General features: G+C 57.3%; 13 protein-coding genes and 1 CRISPR repeat array. Of the genes, 7 read left to right on the top strand and 6 right to left on the bottom strand.

From position 1 onward, the window contains the following. Nucleotides 1-221: 221 nt before the first annotated feature. From ACXAIC_RS01505 to flaF, 4 genes are all read left to right on the top strand, one after another. On the top strand, nucleotides 222-1697 hold the full coding sequence (locus ACXAIC_RS01505) for a flagellin N-terminal helical domain-containing protein (RefSeq protein WP_475172835.1): 1476 nt from the start codon (nucleotides 222-224) through the stop codon (nucleotides 1695-1697). Between the two features lie 290 nt (nucleotides 1698-1987). Then, a complete protein-coding gene (locus ACXAIC_RS01500; protein ID WP_475172833.1) occupies nucleotides 1988-3481 on the top strand; it encodes a flagellin N-terminal helical domain-containing protein in 1494 nt (497 codons plus the stop codon). Between the two features lie 91 nt (nucleotides 3482-3572). Continuing rightward, nucleotides 3573-4067: a flagellar biosynthesis repressor FlbT gene (gene flbT / locus ACXAIC_RS01495; protein ID WP_475172831.1), complete on the top strand. Its 495-nt coding sequence runs from the start codon at nucleotides 3573-3575 to the stop codon at nucleotides 4065-4067. After that, nucleotides 3949-4332, top strand: coding sequence for a flagellar biosynthesis regulator FlaF (flaF, locus tag ACXAIC_RS01490; RefSeq protein WP_475172829.1), 384 nt, complete (start codon nucleotides 3949-3951; stop codon nucleotides 4330-4332). The genes flbT and flaF overlap by 119 nt, the downstream gene beginning before the upstream one ends. Before the next feature lie 215 nt (nucleotides 4333-4547). Here flaF and ACXAIC_RS01485 read toward each other — a convergent pair whose 3' ends face one another. From ACXAIC_RS01485 to ACXAIC_RS01475, 3 genes are all read right to left on the bottom strand, one after another. Next, nucleotides 4548-6083, bottom strand: a complete 1536-nt coding sequence (locus tag ACXAIC_RS01485; protein WP_475172827.1) for a flagellar protein — start codon at nucleotides 6081-6083, stop codon at nucleotides 4548-4550. A gap of 8 nt (nucleotides 6084-6091) precedes the next feature. Continuing rightward, entirely contained in the window at nucleotides 6092-7945 is a 1854-nt protein-coding gene (gene flgK, locus ACXAIC_RS01480) for a flagellar hook-associated protein FlgK (protein ID WP_475172824.1), read from the bottom strand. Nucleotides 7946-8019: 74 nt separating this feature from the next. Next, nucleotides 8020-9405 carry a flagellar hook protein FlgE gene (locus tag ACXAIC_RS01475; RefSeq protein ID WP_475172822.1) on the bottom strand — a complete coding sequence of 462 codons (1386 nt, stop codon included), beginning with the start codon at nucleotides 9403-9405 and terminating at the stop codon, nucleotides 8020-8022. A 309-nt stretch (nucleotides 9406-9714) separates the two neighbouring features. On the opposite strand from ACXAIC_RS01475, the gene ACXAIC_RS01470 reads away from it, so the two are divergent. The 3 genes from ACXAIC_RS01470 to ACXAIC_RS01460 are packed head-to-tail and all read left to right on the top strand — an operon-like array spanning nucleotide 9715 to nucleotide 11692. Beyond that, complete coding sequence (locus tag ACXAIC_RS01470) at nucleotides 9715-10560, top strand: AAA family ATPase (protein ID WP_475172821.1); 846 nt, start codon at nucleotides 9715-9717, stop codon at nucleotides 10558-10560. Nucleotides 10561-10575: 15 nt separating this feature from the next. Beyond that, nucleotides 10576-11130, top strand: coding sequence for a hypothetical protein (locus tag ACXAIC_RS01465; protein ID WP_475172820.1), 555 nt, complete (start codon nucleotides 10576-10578; stop codon nucleotides 11128-11130). 52 nt (nucleotides 11131-11182) lie between these two features. After that, on the top strand, nucleotides 11183-11692 hold the full coding sequence (locus tag ACXAIC_RS01460; protein ID WP_475172817.1) for a SixA phosphatase family protein: 510 nt from the start codon (nucleotides 11183-11185) through the stop codon (nucleotides 11690-11692). Nucleotides 11693-11738: 46 nt separating this feature from the next. Beyond that, a CRISPR array of direct repeats spans nucleotides 11739-12434; the repeat unit is 36 nt; unit sequence GTTGCGGTTGGCCTGCGTATTCTGAACTGCTACCGT. A gap of 72 nt (nucleotides 12435-12506) precedes the next feature. Here ACXAIC_RS01460 and cas2 read toward each other — a convergent pair. Genes cas2 through cas9 form a run of 3 tightly spaced genes read right to left on the bottom strand, consistent with a single transcriptional unit; the run spans nucleotide 12507 to nucleotide 17206 of the window. Then, complete coding sequence (cas2, locus tag ACXAIC_RS01455) at nucleotides 12507-12881, bottom strand: CRISPR-associated endonuclease Cas2 (protein ID WP_475172816.1); 375 nt, start codon at nucleotides 12879-12881, stop codon at nucleotides 12507-12509. Continuing rightward, nucleotides 12878-13807, bottom strand: coding sequence for a type II CRISPR-associated endonuclease Cas1 (gene cas1, locus ACXAIC_RS01450; protein WP_475172814.1), 930 nt, complete (start codon nucleotides 13805-13807; stop codon nucleotides 12878-12880). Before cas1 ends, cas2 begins: the two co-directional genes overlap by 4 nt. 48 nt (nucleotides 13808-13855) lie before the next feature. Further along, on the bottom strand, nucleotides 13856-17206 hold the full coding sequence (gene cas9, locus ACXAIC_RS01445) for a type II CRISPR RNA-guided endonuclease Cas9 (RefSeq protein WP_475172811.1): 3351 nt from the start codon (nucleotides 17204-17206) through the stop codon (nucleotides 13856-13858). Nucleotides 17207-17800: the final 594 nt, after the last annotated feature.

The raw sequence follows: 17800 nt of genomic DNA, 5'->3' as shown, positions 1-17800 counted from the left end.
CACGTCAAAAAAACTCCCCTCCCCGTTTCCAACACACTCCCGCACTGCTCAGTGCAATCGCACAGATTTTCGCTGTTTCTCGCGAAAAATCAACACGTTAACACCTCGTTAACCCTAAAATGCGATGCAATTAACCAATGATTAGGGTTAACAGGAGATGATCCTAATCAACCTGCTCAGGACGAGCAGCAGTACATGTGACCCAGGAAAGGGATATTACGATGCAGGACATTACCCTGTCAGCTGCCGTGCGGCAGAACCTCCTCACGCTTCAGTCTACAGCCGACATGATGTCCGGTGTCCAGAACAAACTGGCGACCGGCCTGAAAGTGAATTCGGCCCTAGACAATCCGAATTCCTTCTTCACGGCTTCCGGCCTGAACTCCCGCGCAGGTGACCTCAGCAACCTGCTGGACGACATGGGCCAGTCCCTGCAGACCATCAAGGCAGCCGACAAAGGGATCCAGACAATCACCGATTTGGTGGAAGCGGCCAAAGCTAAAGCCAACCAGGCCCTGCAGACCCAGAGTCAGTACGAGCGCAAGACCTTCGCCAAGCAATATAACGATCTTCTGGAACAGATTGAAGATGTTGCCAAGGACAGCTCCTACAAGGGCAAGAACCTTCTGGCCGGTGATGGCAACGACCTAACGACAATCTTCAACGAAGATGCCACTTCCAAACTGACCATCGAAGCCGTCGACTATACGGACACCACCCTGTCCAACGGCCTCAACCTGTCGGATCTCGCCGAAGGGCAAGGCGGTGCAACCGCATTCGACCTTCAGGGCGGCAAAACGGTCATCACCCTCGGTGCAGGCCTTAACACCAGCTCCCTGCTGTCGGATTCCAGCCTGTTCACGGCGGGCAACACCATTTTGTCCGTCAACAACGAGGCAACCGCTGCTGCGATTACTGGTGGCACACTGAGTGTCGGCACCAACACGGTGCAAAGCCTCGTCGACAATCTGAATGGCATTTCAGGCGTCCGCGCCGAATTCGACAACACCACCGGAGAGCTGACGGTCTACAGTGATGAAGACCTCAAACTGACCACCGGGACAGCAGGCGCCGCCGGTTTCGGTACTGTTGCCGCGACAGCCTTTACGCAAGCAACCCAGGTTCTGGTCGACTCCGGTTCCTTTGCAGTCGGGGACACGCTGACCCTGACGGACGGAAACAACTTCGAACTCGGCTCGCTTGAAATTGAGGACGACACGACAGTTGACGATCTGAAAGACTTCGTGAACGACTTCAACGGTGTCACCGCGTCCTTTTCCAGTGGTCAGCTGTCGATCCTCAGTGAAACCGACCTGTCGCTCACCAGTGACAATGCTGACTTTGCGTCAAGCAGCTTCACAGCCAACACGGCCGGTGTCACCCTCTCCGCCCTGTCGGACAGCGGATTTGCAACGGACTCCGACATTAACAAGGTGGTTGACCGGCTGAATAACGCTCTGGGGAACCTGCGCTCCCAGGCCTCTGAATTCGGTACCAACCTGTCCACCGTTGAAATCCGTCAAGACTACACCAAGACGATGATCAACACTCTGCAGGAAGGTGCGGGCCTGTTGACCTTGGCCGATACGAACGAAGAAGGGGCTAACCTTCTGGCGCTTCAGACACGCCAGCAGTTGGCGTCCACATCACTGTCCTTCGCGTCGCAGGCGGACCAGACGGTGCTATCCCTCTTCTAAGCCTAGAAGAATCAGTCAGACGCACGACTCACAAGCTGACAACCAGAAACGGCGGGCCACTGGCTCGCCGTTTTCGTTTTCCGGGAGAAATACAGTCGATTTGCTCGAAATTTTTTTAAATAATTTCAATGACTTAACAGAAACCTTTTGGTAACCTTTATTTACATCGCGTTAATTCTCGCAGGACCGATTAACTTTCCATTTAGATTTACGTCAAAGGTGCGCCCACATCTTGAAACCATTTGCGGCGCTCCGATGGCGGGTACTGAATAGGAAAGCGGTGAAGCCTGATGTCTGATATTGTTCTCTCCAGCGCCGTCCGGGACAATCTCCTGTCGCTCAAGCAAACGGCAGATCTTCAGTCGGTGACCCAGACCCGGCTGGCCACAGGGCTCAAGGTCAATACAGCACTCGACAACCCGAACTCGTTCTTTACGGCCCAGTCCCTGAATGACCGGGCCAGCGATCTGTCAAACCTTCTGGACAATATGGGACAGGCGGTTCAGACCATCAAAGCGGCGGACAAGGGGATTACCTCGATCACCAAACTGGTTGAATCCGCCAAGGCGATTGCGAACCAGGCGCTGCAAACCTCCAGCGAATATGAGCGTAAGCAATACGCAACCCAATACAATGATATTCTTGAACAAATTGAGGATATGGCCCGCGATTCCAGCTATAAGGGCAAGAACCTTCTGGCCGGGGCTGGCAATGAGCTGGAAGTGATTTTCAACGAAGACAGCACCTCCAATCTCACAGTAAATCCGGTTGACTTTACGGACACGACGCTGGATGACGGCCTCAATCTCGATGATCTGAACACCGGCGGCACCGGTACCGCATCCTTTAACCTGAATGGCGGCTCCACGTCACTCACCCTGACCGGCCTTCAGGCCTCCTCCAACCTGGCGGATCTGGGCGCCTGGTCAAACGGCGACCAGGTCACCATTACCGACAGTTCCGGGACCACCACCTTGACCGTCGGCACGGATATCACCACGGTTCAGGACTATGTGGATGCCCTCGACAATCTGGCCGGTGTCCACGCAAGCTTCGATGAGGCAACCGATTCCATCTCGATCACATCGGGCGGTGACAACACGATCTCGATCGCCAAGGACAACGCAGGGGGCGGCACGGCGACCAATGGCGGCGCGTCGGGCACCGGGACAACCAGCCTTACGGTGACCGCCCTCACCGCATCGGCCACGCTGATCTCCTCGGGCGGCTTCCAGGCTGGCGACACGATCACCATCACTGATGGCAACGGTTTTGAACCGGCCTCGATCGAAATCGACGCTGAAACAACAGTGAGCGATCTGGTCACCTTCATTGACAATGTGAAAGGCCTTGATGCGACCGTTTCCGGCGGCAGCATCAGCTTGATCGGGGAAGTGTCCTTCAACATTTCCAGCAGCAATTCCGACTTCAACCGGACGACGCTCGGCAGCACCTCCGGAACGGTGGGCCTGACGGCCACCGCCTCCGAGTTCAAGTCGGACACGGATATCGACCGGACGCTTCAGGCCATCAACGCGGCGCTGGATGAGCTCCGCTCGGCAGCCCGCTCCATGGGCACATCGCTGTCCACGGTGGAAGTGCGCACGGATTTTACCCAAAACATGATCAACACCCTGGAAGTGGGGGCCGGAGAGCTGACGATTGCGGACATGAACGAGGAAGGCGCCAACATGCTTGCCCTGCAGACACGGCAGCAGCTTTCCTCAACCGCATTGTCGCTGGCAAACCAGGCGGATCAGAGCGTCTTGAGCCTGTTTGGATAACAGCCAGGATGAATTTCAGTAGGGTATCGGCTAAGATCATGGTTAAAATCATGATCGGTCACTGCCGGTTCCTAAACGTGGAGGTCACAGAATGGCGCTCAAGGTCGAGCTGAAACCCGGTGAGAGAATTATCATCGGCGACAGTGTCATCACCAATGACAATCAGCGAACACGTCTTTTTATCGAAGGCCAGGCACCCATTCTGCGAGAAAAGGACATTCTCACACCGGCGACCGCAGATTCCCCTGCCAAGAAGGTCTATCTGGCGGTGCAGCTGATGTACCTGTCCACGGACGTAGAGAGAATTCAGGAAAACTACTTCACTCTCGTTAATGATATCGTGAAGGCCGCGCCGAGTACGATCCCGTATGTTACCAGGATTAGTAACGCCATAATAACCGGCGCGTTCTATAAAGCACTGAAAGAAGCACGCAAGCTCATCGAGTATGAAGGGACGCTGATCGGTCATGTACAAGCAGGCAGCGCAAGCTTACCAGAAAACGAGCCAGGTGGCGGTATCGCCGAGAGAGCTGGAAGCGAATCTGCTGATGAAAGCCGCAGCCCGGCTGCAGCTAATCAAGGATGAGTGGGACGAGTCGAACCTCGCGGAAAAAGATGAGGCGCTCGTTTATAACCGCAAGCTCTGGAGTATCCTGGTCACTTCGGCGACCAGCGAAGAAAGCCAGTTGCCGCAGGACATCAAGAACAACATCGCATCACTTGCGGTCTTCGTGTTCAAGCAGACGATCACCATCATCACAACCGATGACAGCACCAAGCTCGGTACTCTGATCAATATAAACCGGGCAATTGCAGAAGGCCTCAGAGCCCGCGCGGAAGGCAGCGAATAGATCACCTCGTCGCCGACAAGGATTCCAAAAGAGCCGGCCTGCGGACTGCAGCCGGCTCTTTATGGTTCCGGACAGGTCAGACGAACAGACCAACCGCGTTATACCAAGCGCCATTGATGTAAAGGGTGTTGCGTTAAGCTTGAGCCTGTCAGGTTTCGTGTTCAGGGCGCAGCCGAGAGGCTGCGAAACCTGAATCCGTTGAAACCAGATTTGCTCTAGAGATAGTCGGAGAGCTTCAGATTGAAGAGGATGGAAGAGGCATTATACGCCACTTCAATATTGTTTTTCAGGCTCAGGATCTCGGCCGCGACCAGCTCCTTGTCCACCCCCTCGATCTCCGCAATCGTGCCCTCATAGGTGCTTTTCATCTGCACATGCCGCTCACTCGTGAGCTTGACGGTCCGCTGCGTGATGGCAACATCCGTTGCAATATCGACAATTCCGGACTGGTCCACGCCTTCAGGCTGCAGAATGCTGCGCAGGTTGGCGGAAAGCTGGTTGTAATATTGCTCATCCGTCTGGGTGCCAGCGGAAAAGTCGGCCGCGACGAATGTTGCGAGCGATTGCACCAGCTCCTTGAGCGGCGTTTCATTCGCCCGGACGCCGTAATTCACGGTCAGATTGGAATCGACAACCGCATTCTTGTCGCTGCGCGGATCCGTCGTTGTGGTGTTACGGCCGGTATACCACTCCAAGGTGGAGGTGGAATCGGCCACCTGGGTGGTTGCCGTAGTATAGGGAGGACCGGAGACACGCATCGGAACTTCCCCGGAGAAGGTCGAGAAAAATTCGTCGCTGGCCCATTCGTCCGACACCGCCTTCAAGGTTGTCTTGGCTTCCTCTTCAATCGCGGATGTCAGCTCTGTGAGAAGGTTTTGCGCCGTCGCCTCAAGATCCGCGCCGATTTCAAACGTGCCTTCCACCTCGTTGGAGGTTGCCGCCGTCAATTCAATGGTAACCGTTTCCGTATGGTCCGGCGGCAGGGTCAGGTCCACCGAAATCGTTTCCCCGAGCACAGGTTGCCCGGTGAATTGCACATCAAAACTGTCCGGATCCGTTGCGGAAGGGCCCGTCAGTGTCACGTTGCTCAGGCCTGAGGTGACACTTGAAATGTCGAAGCCGAAATCATGGGCCCCGTCTTCGGCAATGGTGAAGGTGCTGTCTGTCGGTACACCGGCAGCATAATTGGTGGTCAGGGTTGAGATCGACATCCGGCCATTGTTGGAGGCCCCGAGATTGGCCTGGGAATATTCGCTGAGATAGGTCTTCAACCCGTCCTGGCTGCCCGACCCGTTCATGATCGCATCCAGCGCGGCCACCGGATCGGAAACCGCATCCGTGCCGCCAAAGACATAGTAGCCCGCCACTTCCGTGTTGAGGATGCTGAGCGCTTCAGTCAGCAGCAGTTCTGCCCGGGACTGGGTCTGGGTCTGACCATCGCTCTGCAACACGAAATCGTTGGTATCCAGAGCGGATTTGGAATCCCGCCGGATTGTTTCCAGCCGTTCCAGAGACAGGGACAAAGTATTGAGATGCAGATTGGAGGTCGAAATCGTTTCCTGATAGCTGTCGATCAGGCTGACTTTTTGCGTCAGCTGGATGTCCAGAAGCCGGTTGTCACCAACCTCTCCATAGGTTGTTCCGACCTTGCCGGTGGCCAGCTGGTTGGTCTTTTTCGCCAGAAGGTCATTCATCTCCCCCAGCTGCTGGGTGAGATAGGACCGGGAAGTTGTGATCGAAGACAGGGTCATAACGCACCTTAAACGATGTTCAGGAGCTCTTCGAAAAGCTCGTTGACGGTCTGCATCACACGGGCATTGGCCGCATAAGCGTTTTGCAGCTGCACCATGAAGGCCAGCTCGGTATCCAGATCCACCGAATAATTTTCCTCATGGCGGATCGCCAGGTTCTTGGTCAGGGTTTCCTTGGCGGTCGCATAGGTTTTTGTGTCCTCCGCCTGGTTTCCCTGAAAGGCGATCGTGTTGTTGATGTAATCAATCACGCTGCCTTCAAAGGGCGAGGATGTGCTGCCAATGCCCGTCTCGGGATCAAAATGGGTCTCGCCTGATTTCAGCGCGTCCAGAAGATACTGCGGCCGGGACGAATCATTTTTTGTATTTGCTGTAGGCGTCGTCTGATAGTTCACCAGCAGCGCATTATCGGCCACAAGATCCGGGTTCACTCTGATCCCGTTGGCAAAGCCCACCCGCTGGCCACCATTTTCCAGCGCGTCGGTAAAGATCTCGGTTCCGCCCCGCTGGTCGACGAATATCGGCAGGCCCAGCCCCTGGTCGGCGTTGCCGGTCACAGTGACATTGGCCGAAAGGCTCTCCACACTGGTCGGCGCGGTCCCATCCCCCAGGACCCGCAGCTCGTTGGAGCCGTTGTTACTCACCTGCAGGCCCGTGCTGCCGAGCGCGGCGGTGATGTTGGTGATATAGGTTGCCAGAGAACCGCTCGAGATATCGATGCCAAACACCGTGTCTCCCGGATCTGCCGTGGCCGAATTGTCCAGCGGCAGCAGGCTCGGATCGGAGACGGCCACCAGAGTGACCGTTTGCTCCGCGCCGGATGTATCCGTGTAGTTCAGCGTAATCTTGTTGCCCGCCTGCAGAGCCGACAGATCCAGATCAAACCCGGTGTCGGTGCCCACGGTGACAGCCGTGCTTTCCACGGGCACATTTGAAAAGGCCAGGGACATTTCCGCGGCAATGGTGTCGAGCTGCTTCTGGGCTTCCACCAGAATTTCGTCCCGGAGCTCGGCTGTTGCAACCATTTTGCCGGATTTGGAGGCATCGATCAGGTCATAGGACGACCCGCCCGGCGTGGTCACGGTAACCGTCTGCCCGGAGACACCCGGCTGCAGCTGGTTGGTCCGTGTGAAACTCAAGGTCGAGGCTTTGTTGTCCGTATAAAGCTGTTCGCCATTCGCGGCCTGGATGGAGAGCGTGTTGTTGTTGTTCTTGGTCACCTCGACATCGATATAGCCGGACAGCTGCTCGACCAGCCGGTCCCGCTCATCTTCCATGTCCGCCGTTGAGATCCCGGATTGGGCCGCATCGCGGATGGCAGTATCGACGTCCTGAATGCCACTCAGCAGATTGTTGACGGTCTGCGTCTGCAGGGCCAGGGATTCATCGGCCTCCTGGCGCAGGTCCGCGATGCGCTCATAGCTGCTGTTCAGTTCGCGGGCCATTGCCTCGGCCGCAGCCACCACCTCTTTCTGTGCGGTATAATTGCCCGGGTCATTCACAAGCGTCGACAGGGCCGAGGACATGTTCCCAACCAGAGAGGACAGGCTGCTGCTGTCTCCGATCGTACCGAAGATGGAATCCAGCCGCTCCGTATACCCGGCAATCTGATTGGCATAATTCGTGTCGGCCAAAGAGTTGAAATAGTCCGCCTGGACCTGCTCATCGACAACCCGGGTCAGTTCGGTTGCGGTCAGGCCGGCAACATTGCCTTCGCCGTCGAAATAGGCTTTGGCGGAAATGGTTTTCTTCGAATACCCGGCCGTATCCGCATTCGCGATATTGTTCGCCGTAACATCAAGCTGGCGCTGATTGTAGGTGATCCCGAAGACCGCAGTGTTGAGGGCACTTGTGAGACCCATAGCGGTTTGTCCTTTACGAAAGAGCGGCTGACCGGAAAGGCCGGCGGGTCAGCCCCCGCCGGCCCAAATTGGCATTAACGGACCATGTTCAACGCGGAATCCAGCATCTCATCTGCAGATGTGACGATCTTGGAGTTGGCCGAATAGGCCTGCTGCGTGATGATCAGTTTGGAAAACTCATCCGCGATATCCGCGTTGGAAAGTTCCAGATTGTTGGCCAGGATCTGCCCCCCGCCGGTCAGATCCGCCTCCCCGGAAGAGGTGGTGGCCCGGAAGGCTGCCCCATCAACCCGCTGCAGGTTCTGCTCGGCCTCGAAGGTCGCGAGCGGGATCTCGTAAACGGCCCGTTGCTGGCTGTTGGAGTAGCTTGCGATCACCCGGCCCGATTCATCAATTGCCACACCGGTCAGCTCGCCAGCCGCATACCCGTCCTGGTCAAGCGAGACGGAGCTGGCATTGCCATCCGCATCCGAATACTGGGTCAGGGAATTGTTGGCGAAGGACACGCCGATGCCGGTTGCCGTAGTGCCGTTGATCGTCAGGGTTGCGATATCAAAGCCATCAGACGTTGAGTTCACCGTACCGATCGTGCCCGCCGTCATGCTTGTGAGGGCACCCGTGCTGTCGAATTCAACATCTCCGACATCATAATAGGCGTTCGTCGTATCGCCACCGGAGCTGATATACATGGTCCAGGTGTCGTTGACTACGGGAGGGCCGGCAGCCGCATTCGCAGTCTTGGCATAGCGGACCTGAACGTTCATCGCCGTGCCGTTCTCGTTATAGACCGTGATGGAGCCACCCGAGATAGAGCTGTCCAGAAAGTCCTGCTCGTTGGCAACGGCGACGTTGCCAGTGCCAACCGATGCTGCCAGAAGCGCCGACGCGGCCGTGGACCCATCATAGTCGCTGGTGTCAGGAATGCGCGGCAGGTTGGCCTGGTAATCGATCTGGGTCGTCGCTGAGGCTGCGAGCGGCTGATTTTCAATCTGGATCACGTCCGGGTTGTCACCGACCGGATTGCCCGTATCCGGATCCAGCGGAAATCCCTGCAGGTAATAGCCGGCCTTGTTGACAAGATAGCCATCCTGATCCCGTTCGAAATCACCGCCGCGCGTATAGAAGGTTTCGTCGGCAAAGGTGGTGGACCCGTCGACAACGTCGGAGGCCTTGGTCACCACGAAATAACCGTCCCCCTTGATCGCCATATAGGTGTCGACTTCCGACCGGGTGATGTCGCCCTGGATGGAGTTTGTCGCCCGGGAGGTCGCATAGGTGGTGCCGGACACCTGGCTGGCCTGCGTCGCCCCGCCACCGGACACAAGATCGGAAAAGGTCGTGTCCAGCCGTTTGAATCCGGTTGTCTGAGAGTTGGCCACGTTCCCGGAAATGTTTTCCAGCGCAGTCGCCTGCGCTGTCAGTCCCGAGACCGCTGCATTGATAGCCCCATAAATACCCATGTTTGGTCCTCTTGATAGATCGGGCATTGCTCACACGGGCTTGCGCCCATCGTCAGCCTTCTTCCGCAAGGGACGTGCCAGTTTGAAAGATTCAAAATTTTTTCCATATATTTCAAATATTTATAATTTGCATCCATTTATTTCTGAGGATTCCTGAATACGTCAGAACCAGTCCAAACAGGCAATTTCTTCCCCTTGCCTGGGCAAGACTCTCCTCCTGCCGGGCCTTTTCCGTGACCCTTTTGCGGACTTGCGTCCGCGCCCCGGGCCTGCCACTTTCCGCCGGAGATTTTTAAGATGGACGGTCCCATGCGCTTTGAAGGAACTGACGATTACATTGCCACGGAAGATCTGCGCGTTGCGGTCAACGCGGCGGTCGCCCTGGAGCGGCCGCTGCTGGTCAAGGGTGAGCCGGGGACGGGCAAGACCGTGCTGGCGGAACAGGTGGCTGCAGCCCTGAACGCGCGCCTGATCGAATGGCATGTGAAATCGACCACCAAGGCCCAGCAGGGGCTCTACGAATATGATGCCGTGTCCCGTCTCCGGGACAGCCAGCTCGGGGATGAGCGGGTCCAGGACATCAACAACTACATTCGCAAGGGAAAACTCTGGGAAGCCTTTGAAGCCGAGCAAAGACCCGTGCTTCTGATCGACGAGATCGACAAGGCAGATATCGAGTTCCCCAACGACCTGCTTCTGGAACTCGACCGGATGGAGTTTCACGTCTACGAGACCGGCCAGTCGGTGAAGGCCCGCCAGCGCCCGGTGGTGATCATCACCTCCAACAACGAAAAAGACCTGCCGGATGCCTTTTTAAGGCGCTGCTTCTTCCACTTCATCAAATTTCCCGACGCAGATACAATGGCTGATATTGTGGAAGTGCATTTCCCGGGCATCAAACAAAGGCTGCTGTCGGAGGCTCTGCGGCTGTTTTTCGATGTGCGCGAGGTCCCGGGCTTGAAAAAGAAGCCGTCGACCTCGGAACTGATCGACTGGATCAAACTGCTGCTGAACGAAGACATCGATCCGGAAACGCTTCGTCAACAAGATGGCAGCAAACTGATCCCGCCCCTGCATGGCGCCTTGTTGAAGAACGAGCAGGACGTGCATCTGTTTGAGCGCCTTGCCTTCATGAACCGCCGCGACCGGGGTTGAGCCAGGGAGGTCCAGTTGGGACGGCATAACGCCTTTTTATCGCTTCTTGTCCTGATGTGTCTGGGACTGCCCTTGCTGTTGCAGGCTGCGTCCCTGCCCGTCCGGGCACAGGTTCCGCCCGAAAAAGAGGCCGGCTGGCAGAGCGATGTTGCCGGGCTGCGCCACTTCACCGGGCTGCGCTGCCCGGACATGGTCGGCCCGTTCTACAGGGTCAAGGCCCTGGAGGGGGACGCCTCCAGTCTGGCGGCTTGCGTCTATACAGGCGAAGATGGCTTGACGGCGGTGGTGCGCAAACATCTGCAGGCCACCGGCCGCAAGGAAGCGGTGAAGTTCTCCCGCAATTACAAGGCCGCCGGTTTTGAGCCGGTCAAGCTGAGCGGCGCGGCCGCCACCGGCATTTCCTTCAGGACCCGGAACTGGACACCAATCAGCCTGTGCGAGACCTTGTGGTATTTTTCGGGCGCAACGGCAGACTATACCTTGTGGCTGTCCTACAAGCTGCCGACCCAGGAAGGCGAGGTCGGCCCCGCTGTTGCAGCGTTCACGCAGATGCTGGCGCAGCAGGACTGACCCAAACCGGCCCGGACCCAAAAGCTCTTGAGCCCTATCGGATAGAGAAGATATGCGGTTACTTCTTTTCAGACATGCCAAATCGGACTGGGACGATCCGGATCTTGCCGATATCGACCGGCCGCTGAATGCCCGGGGCAAGACGGCGGCCGTGGCCATGTCAGACTATTTGAGCGCGCAAAAGCTCTGGCCGAGCCTGATCCTGTGCTCAACCTCGCAGCGGACCCGGGAGACCCTGGCCCGCCTGCTCCCCTTTTTGCCGCAGGAAGCGCATATTCAGCTCCTGTCCGACCTCTACTGGCAGAGCGAAGACAGCTACGCCGCCCTGATCCGCAAACATGGCGGCCGGGCGCAGACCCTGATGGTGATCGGGCACAATCCGGCAACGGAAGACACCGCCCATACGCTGGCCGGAACCGGGGACAAGGATGCGCTGGCCGATATGCGCGAAAAATATCCGACCGCAGCGCTGGCCGTTATCGATTTCGATATCGCCGATTGGGAAGAACTCGCAACCGGAACCGGCCATCTGGACCGGTTCGTAAAGCCGCGGGATCTTTAGGCAGTACTGCGACCGTCCCCGGCTGGTTTTGGGCGGCGCCAGCCGGGTTGCGGTTGGCCTGCGTATTCTGAACTGCTACCGTGGGTCTTCAGTAGGATCGCTGCCCTTGATGGTTGCGGTTGGCCTGCGTATTCTGAACTGCTACCGTCGGCCAGCAACAACAACACCGGCGCGCAGAGTTGCGGTTGGCCTGCGTATTCTGAACTGCTACCGTGACGCCCGCGGTCACAGGGGCGGTCAAAGAGTTGCGGTTGGCCTGCGTATTCTGAACTGCTACCGTCGTCCGATACGACGATAAGAAGGGCTACGTGTTGCGGTTGGCCTGCGTATTCTGAACTGCTACCGTTGCGAACCAGATTTGGGGCGGCAGTCCGAAGTTGCGGTTGGCCTGCGTATTCTGAACTGCTACCGTTCTGCGCCATGGCTTCCAGTCGATTCCAGCGTTGCGGTTGGCCTGCGTATTCTGAACTGCTACCGTGGCTGCTGCTGGTACCGCCTTCGCTTGAAGGTTGCGGTTGGCCTGCGTATTCTGAACTGCTACCGTCGGCAATGCCTGCGAGGATAGCCGCGTTGCGTTGCGGTTGGCCTGCGTATTCTGAACTGCTACCGTCATACAGCGCCACAGCACGTCCGAATACTGGTTGCGGTTGGCCTGCGTATTCTGAACTGCTACCGTGGTTCCCGCTACCCAAAGAACAGTGCCAATGTTGCGGTTGGCCTGCGTATTCTGAACTGCTACCGTAGATCCCGGCGGAAAGGGTTGTTTTTGCAGCATTTTTCCGCCGCTCTACGGAGCAAAAAAGCGCTAAAATGGTCAAAACAAGGCAATCTGGTCCGGGTTTTTCTGGCGCTTGCGCCGGGATTGATCGCTAAATCGCACAATATTCTCATATTGCTTGTCCGTGAACTGAAAGATGAACACATCGCCGCGCTCGGGCAGGTTCCGCTCAACCCGCCGGACATAAGTATCATATTGTTCCCGGCCGTTAACAAGCCGCATATAGTTGGAAAACTGGCTCATCTCGAACCCCTGATCGAGCAGGAATTCACGGAATTTCGTGGCAGCCTTGCGCTGTTTCTTGGTTTCCACCGGAAGGTCAAAGGTCACAAGCATCCACATCAGCCGGTAAGCGGACAGATAGGACGGGTCCCGCCGCTCTCCTCTTGTTTGCGTAAAAAGTGTCGTCATGCCATTTCCTCTTCCGCCCGGCCCATGGCCGCCAGCACCAGAGGCGGCGGTGCAACCGGCAGGTCAAGCTGGCCCTCCCCCTTGGCAAAACTGTCCGCAAGCTGCTGGGCAAGACGCGCGGCATGAAGATGCAGCGGGCTCATGCCATGGGCCGCTTCAAGGTCAAATCCGGTCAACCCGGCCAGCGTGGTCTTCGTGAAAGGGTCAACCTCACCATGCCCATCGCTCACGAGATTCAGAACCAGCCTGTCAACAAGGGGCCGGTAGGGTTCCATCAGATCATCGGCCAGCGCAAAGGCATTGCCCCGGTTGGAATGGTGAAGTCCTAACGTCGGGTGCAGCCCGGCGCTGCAAATCGCCCGGCAGACAATGGCCCGCAGCACCGTATAGCCGTAATTCAACAGCGCATTTGTGCCGTCGAGGGACGCATCGCGGCGGAACTCCCGACCCATCAAGGCAGGCCAGTATCTGCGGGCGGCTTGTGCTTCAACATTGTCCGGGTCGCCTGAGCGGACCTTGCGCGCCAGCATGTCAAAGGCTCCGGCCTCCCCGCCTGCGGAGGCCAGAACAGCGCCCTGCATGCGGATCTTGGCGGCAACAAAATCCCGCCACAGCCGTTTCATCAGCGGCTTTCCGGCCCCCGCCTGGGCGTTCAGCCGCGCACCTTGCAAGTGATGGCCTTCCATCGGCCAGACACAGGAGACCGGTGCGTGGTTCGCGCCGCACAGCACCACCGGCACAGCCCGTTCCGCCAGCCGGACAAAAACGGTGTTGGACCATACAAGACCATGGGCATGGGCAATGACCGCGCCGATATCGTCAAGGGCAATCCGGCCGAGTTCACTGCCTTCCCGTGAAATGATCAGGAACCCTCTCTTGACCGAAAGATAAAGCCCGTCTGAGGAAAGATCGACAATACGCAACATGAAAGCAACACAAGAGAAATATTGAAAATACTCCCCTTAAAGTAGCATTCATTTCCTGTCCCACCAAGCCCCGGGGTCGAAGACCTGCCCGATTTCATCAATCCGGACTTGCCGCACCTTCGCTTTCTTCATACTGCCAGGGGCAAGACTGAGATAGCGGAACGGATCTTCCTTGTTGTCATTCCGCGCTTTCAGCGGCCCCGCCTCATGGAGGTCACACACCATCATCTGGCCCCGCTCCGCGAACTTGACGACCCGGCAAATCCTGCGGGTTCCATCCTGCTCCACCGCAATGCAATCCCCCTGCTGAAGGCTCAAAAGCTTGCGGGCGGCAGGAAACTCGGCCCGGACAGAAGACACCCAGCCCGGATCATGCGCCTGAAAGGTCGAGACGACCTCCGCCTTCCATTTTCCATCGGGCAGGCGCCAGACGTCATAGCGGTGGTTGCTGTCGCCCTTGTAGCCTTTATAGGCCTTGCCCGCCTTGTCGCGGATCGGGATCGTGCGCAGCGGTTCGCTCACCCGCACATGCCGGATGCCCTGACGAACCTTTGTCTGGCCGGTCTGCGGATCAGTCCATTCCTTGAAGCCGAATTTTTCATCGGTCTCCACAAACCGCTGCAAGGCCTCCTCAAAAGCCTTCCCGCTCAGACCCCGTGTGGCCGCCGTCAACCGCTCCCGAAGCTCCGAATGGCCTTGATCATTGCTGCGGATGGTATTGATATCCTTTGGCGACAGGGACGTGATGGCCTTGCGCACCACCACGATGTCATTGCCCTTCGCATCCTGTTCCCCCGTATAGCCATAGGCGGTGTCATTATGCAGGCGTCCGGCGGTCTGGCTGCGGCCGGAAGTGCCCCCGGCCTTTGATACGGTCCCATGATCCGGTTTGTGGCTGACCACAACCTCCGCAACCTTTTTGCGTAAGTCATCCCTGAACCCCGGCCAGGGCAGCGGCACCTCCCGGGCCACCCGCTCGGCGCCGTCTTCTTCCGCCCGCGCGGACACCGTCGCCAGCTTTTGGATCAGGGACCGCGACGTGCAGGCCACGACCGCCGCATCAATGGTGTGATGCCGGTGGTCCAGCCGGTTCTTTTCCTTGGTGACATCGGCCAGATTGTGATCGTGCAGAATATCATTCAACGCCCAGTTCCGGCGCAGCATTTCCGTCATCCGGCCCGGCAAGGCGCGCACATGGCTGTTACGGCTGACCACCCCGTCCAGATCCACCTCTTCCGCGTCATAAAGAAAAGACAGATAGGTCAGGGCCAGGCGGGAGATATATTGCATATCGATGACCTGCCGCGCCAGAAAGCCCTCCTCATCGCCGAAGCGCGCCATGGCATCTTCCGCAAAGCGCCACTGCTTGTTTTTCGGCAGCACCGACGCCCGCTCCTGAATATCTGCCAGCTGCCCCCGCCATTGCGGCACCTCGGCCGGGGCCCGGTTTTTCTTTTCCCGGTTGCTCGCCGCAAGGCACAGAACCTTGTTCGCAACGCTGTCATCCAGCGTTTTGGAATAGGGCAGGATATGGTCCACATCGGTCTCGCCGGAAAACACCATCGCAGCGGAAATCGGCTTGCCGGAATAGATACAGACCCGGTTGGTCACATCCGGGTCCAGCTCTTTCCAAAGCCGCAGGCGCAGGCGGTTATAGCCGGTGTCCCGCTGCTGATAGGTTTCTGTCAGCTCCTTTGAAAGCCCCTCGGCAATACGGGTGTTCATGGAAATGCGGCGTTCAGCGTCCTGCCGCTGCCGGTCGCTCAGTTTCAGGTCCCGGCCAACCTCAATGGCAATCCGGTCCGGTCTGCCGTGTTTGCGGATGACCGCATTGACCACCCGGCGCAGCTGATTAAGGGCAATATGAACGGTCGGATTGGTGATCCGGCCCTTGACTTCATCCCATTCCGGCGCCTTTGGATCCGCCTCTCCGCCGGTTCCAGGTGGAATATGCCGCTCAAGAACCTCCTGATATTTCGGCAGAAAATCAAAAGCCTCCCGGCCCGGAGCGGATTGGGAATTTGTTTTTCCGTAGATATTGATCGAGGCCTGCGCTTCGGAAATGACACAGCCATTTTCGTCAACCGCAGTCATCATCTCGTCGGTCAAGGCGCTGAGCGCGGACGGGCCGAGACGGCCAAAACCTTCCGGAAGGGCCGTGTCGGCAATAACCCTGGCCTTGTCTTCGGCAAATCCGAACTCGGCCTGAAGCCACCGGGTCAACGCATCAAAATCCGGTTCGGTGCGCAATTTTTCCGTGACCTCCGCCTGCCGCTCCAGATCAAGGCTGCTCCACAGATTGCCGAAACACTCCGGCTGGGACAGCCGGAACGTGACAACATCGCCCTCCAGGTCCCGGCGCGTTTCGCTTTCCTTGTTGAAGCGCATTTCCGGTGGCAGTTTCAAAGCCTTGCGCAATCTGGAAAATGGCGCCTTGCCCTGTTTGGTCAGCTTGGTGCGCAAGAGAAGCAGCAGCGCATCGCGCTGGTCCGGCGACAATTTGCGGGCAATCTTGTCGTCACCGATCAGGGCCAGTTCGTTAACTTCCTTCACCAGCCGGAAGGCCTGAAACAGGGGATGGGCTTTGGGCAAACGCTGTTCCAGCGGATTATAGGAACATTTTCCGGGCGTCACCGGCCTTAAGGGCCGCTGAAAGAAAATCGTCTCCCTCAAATCGGCAATAAGACCCTCCGTCAGCAAACCGGGGTGAAACACCTTCTGTTTCTGCACGATCCGGTCAAACTCATGTTCCAGCGCAGCCCGGGAAGGATAAAAGTCATAGGCCTTGCCGTCCGATGTCATCCGGGCCCGCACGGACAGCCCGGCAAGGCGCCGCTGATAAAGCCATTCCCCATAGGTCCGGCTGCCCGCCTCCGCCATTTGCTGGTCAAGCCGGGTGATGGCCGTGGCGATCTTGCCCTGTTCAGCGTCATTGCTGTCCGTCTTGCGGTTGGATTTAAAACCCCGGCGCTGGTTGAGCTGGAACAGAACCCGGCCAAGGTCAAAAGGCTCCAGCGCCTTGTCGAGAGCCTTTGCCCGCAGCGCATAAACGGACACGGACACATCCCCGCCCCTGGCATCGGCAGTCTCTTTCAACAGCTTTTTCCGGCCGTCTTCATCCTCCGGCATCAACCCCGCGGCGATCAACTGGTCCAGCAGGCGCTGGCGCCGTTTTAAATATCTGTCCCGCCGCCGCCGGGCACCGCGCGCCTCCCGCCGGGCCACGGCAAGCGAGGCTTTTGATTTCGGGTCCCGGCCCGCCATGTCGGCTTGCGAAAAAATCCGGACCCCGAGGTCGACGATCCGCCCCTTCTCCTTTGCCCCCGGCTCTCCCTCCGTTTCAATCAGGCACCAGCCCAATGAATTTGTTCCCAGATCCAGACCAAGTGTCGAAATCATTGGTCACGCGCCCTCGTTGTATGTCTAAATTCAAGCCAGCCGGATTGATTGTTCGCAATGCCTTAAATGAGGACGGTAGCAGTTCAGAATCCGCAGGCCAACCGCAACTTGTGACGAGGATAAACAAAAATAACCGCAAAGGTAGCAGTGCAGAATATGCAGGCTAACCGCAATGACTCGTGCGACGCGTTACCAACGCTAGCAGTCCAACGTCATTGGTTACCGTAGAAGTTACGTTTTCACTTTAAATGTGTGTAAGGCATATTGACTCCAATCAAAAAGGAATTTATGAACAGCATACCTTGATGGCATGCCTGACTCTCCTAGGTCCAACTTGGAGGCAAAGTCGGGGGTTAACTTGACACTTGATCTAGCTTAATGGGTAGTCCTGTAGGATACAAGCTCGACAGGCAAAAATGGCACGCAGTTTTTTACAGTTTTTACAAGTGTAAAAAATGTGTGTAGTTGCGGCTGGACTACGTATTCTGAAGGAGGTGTTTTCTCAGGTTTATCAACTTGACGATGCATCTCAAATCTGAAATCTTCGTAGTGTTCAGAATACGCAGTCCAGCCGTTAACAAGCTGAGATATGCA

The sequence above is a fragment of the Roseibium sp. AWQ4_254 genome (assembly GCF_056161025.1).
Note: the sequence above shows the minus strand (reverse complement) of the source record. Positions and strands in the feature narration are given on the sequence as shown.

Bases quoted from the DNA above. Each gene is read 5' to 3' on its own strand.
- ACXAIC_RS01505 (WP_475172835.1), top strand. From the start codon at position 222: ATGCAGGACATTACCCTGTCAGCTGCCGTGCGGCAGAACCTCCTCACG.
- ACXAIC_RS01500 (WP_475172833.1), top strand. From the start codon at position 1,988: ATGTCTGATATTGTTCTCTCCAGCGCCGTCCGGGACAATCTCCTGTCG.
- flbT (WP_475172831.1), top strand. From the start codon at position 3,573: ATGGCGCTCAAGGTCGAGCTGAAACCCGGTGAGAGAATTATCATCGGC.
- flaF (WP_475172829.1), top strand. From the start codon at position 3,949: ATGTACAAGCAGGCAGCGCAAGCTTACCAGAAAACGAGCCAGGTGGCG.
- ACXAIC_RS01485 (WP_475172827.1), bottom strand. From the start codon at position 6,083: ATGACCCTGTCTTCGATCACAACTTCCCGGTCCTATCTCACCCAGCAG.
- flgK (WP_475172824.1), bottom strand. From the start codon at position 7,945: ATGGGTCTCACAAGTGCCCTCAACACTGCGGTCTTCGGGATCACCTAC.
- ACXAIC_RS01475 (WP_475172822.1), bottom strand. From the start codon at position 9,405: ATGGGTATTTATGGGGCTATCAATGCAGCGGTCTCGGGACTGACAGCG.
- ACXAIC_RS01470 (WP_475172821.1), top strand. From the start codon at position 9,715: ATGCGCTTTGAAGGAACTGACGATTACATTGCCACGGAAGATCTGCGC.
- ACXAIC_RS01460 (WP_475172817.1), top strand. From the start codon at position 11,183: ATGCGGTTACTTCTTTTCAGACATGCCAAATCGGACTGGGACGATCCG.
- cas2 (WP_475172816.1), bottom strand. From the start codon at position 12,881: ATGACGACACTTTTTACGCAAACAAGAGGAGAGCGGCGGGACCCGTCC.
- cas1 (WP_475172814.1), bottom strand. From the start codon at position 13,807: ATGTTGCGTATTGTCGATCTTTCCTCAGACGGGCTTTATCTTTCGGTC.
- cas9 (WP_475172811.1), bottom strand. From the start codon at position 17,206: ATGATTTCGACACTTGGTCTGGATCTGGGAACAAATTCATTGGGCTGG.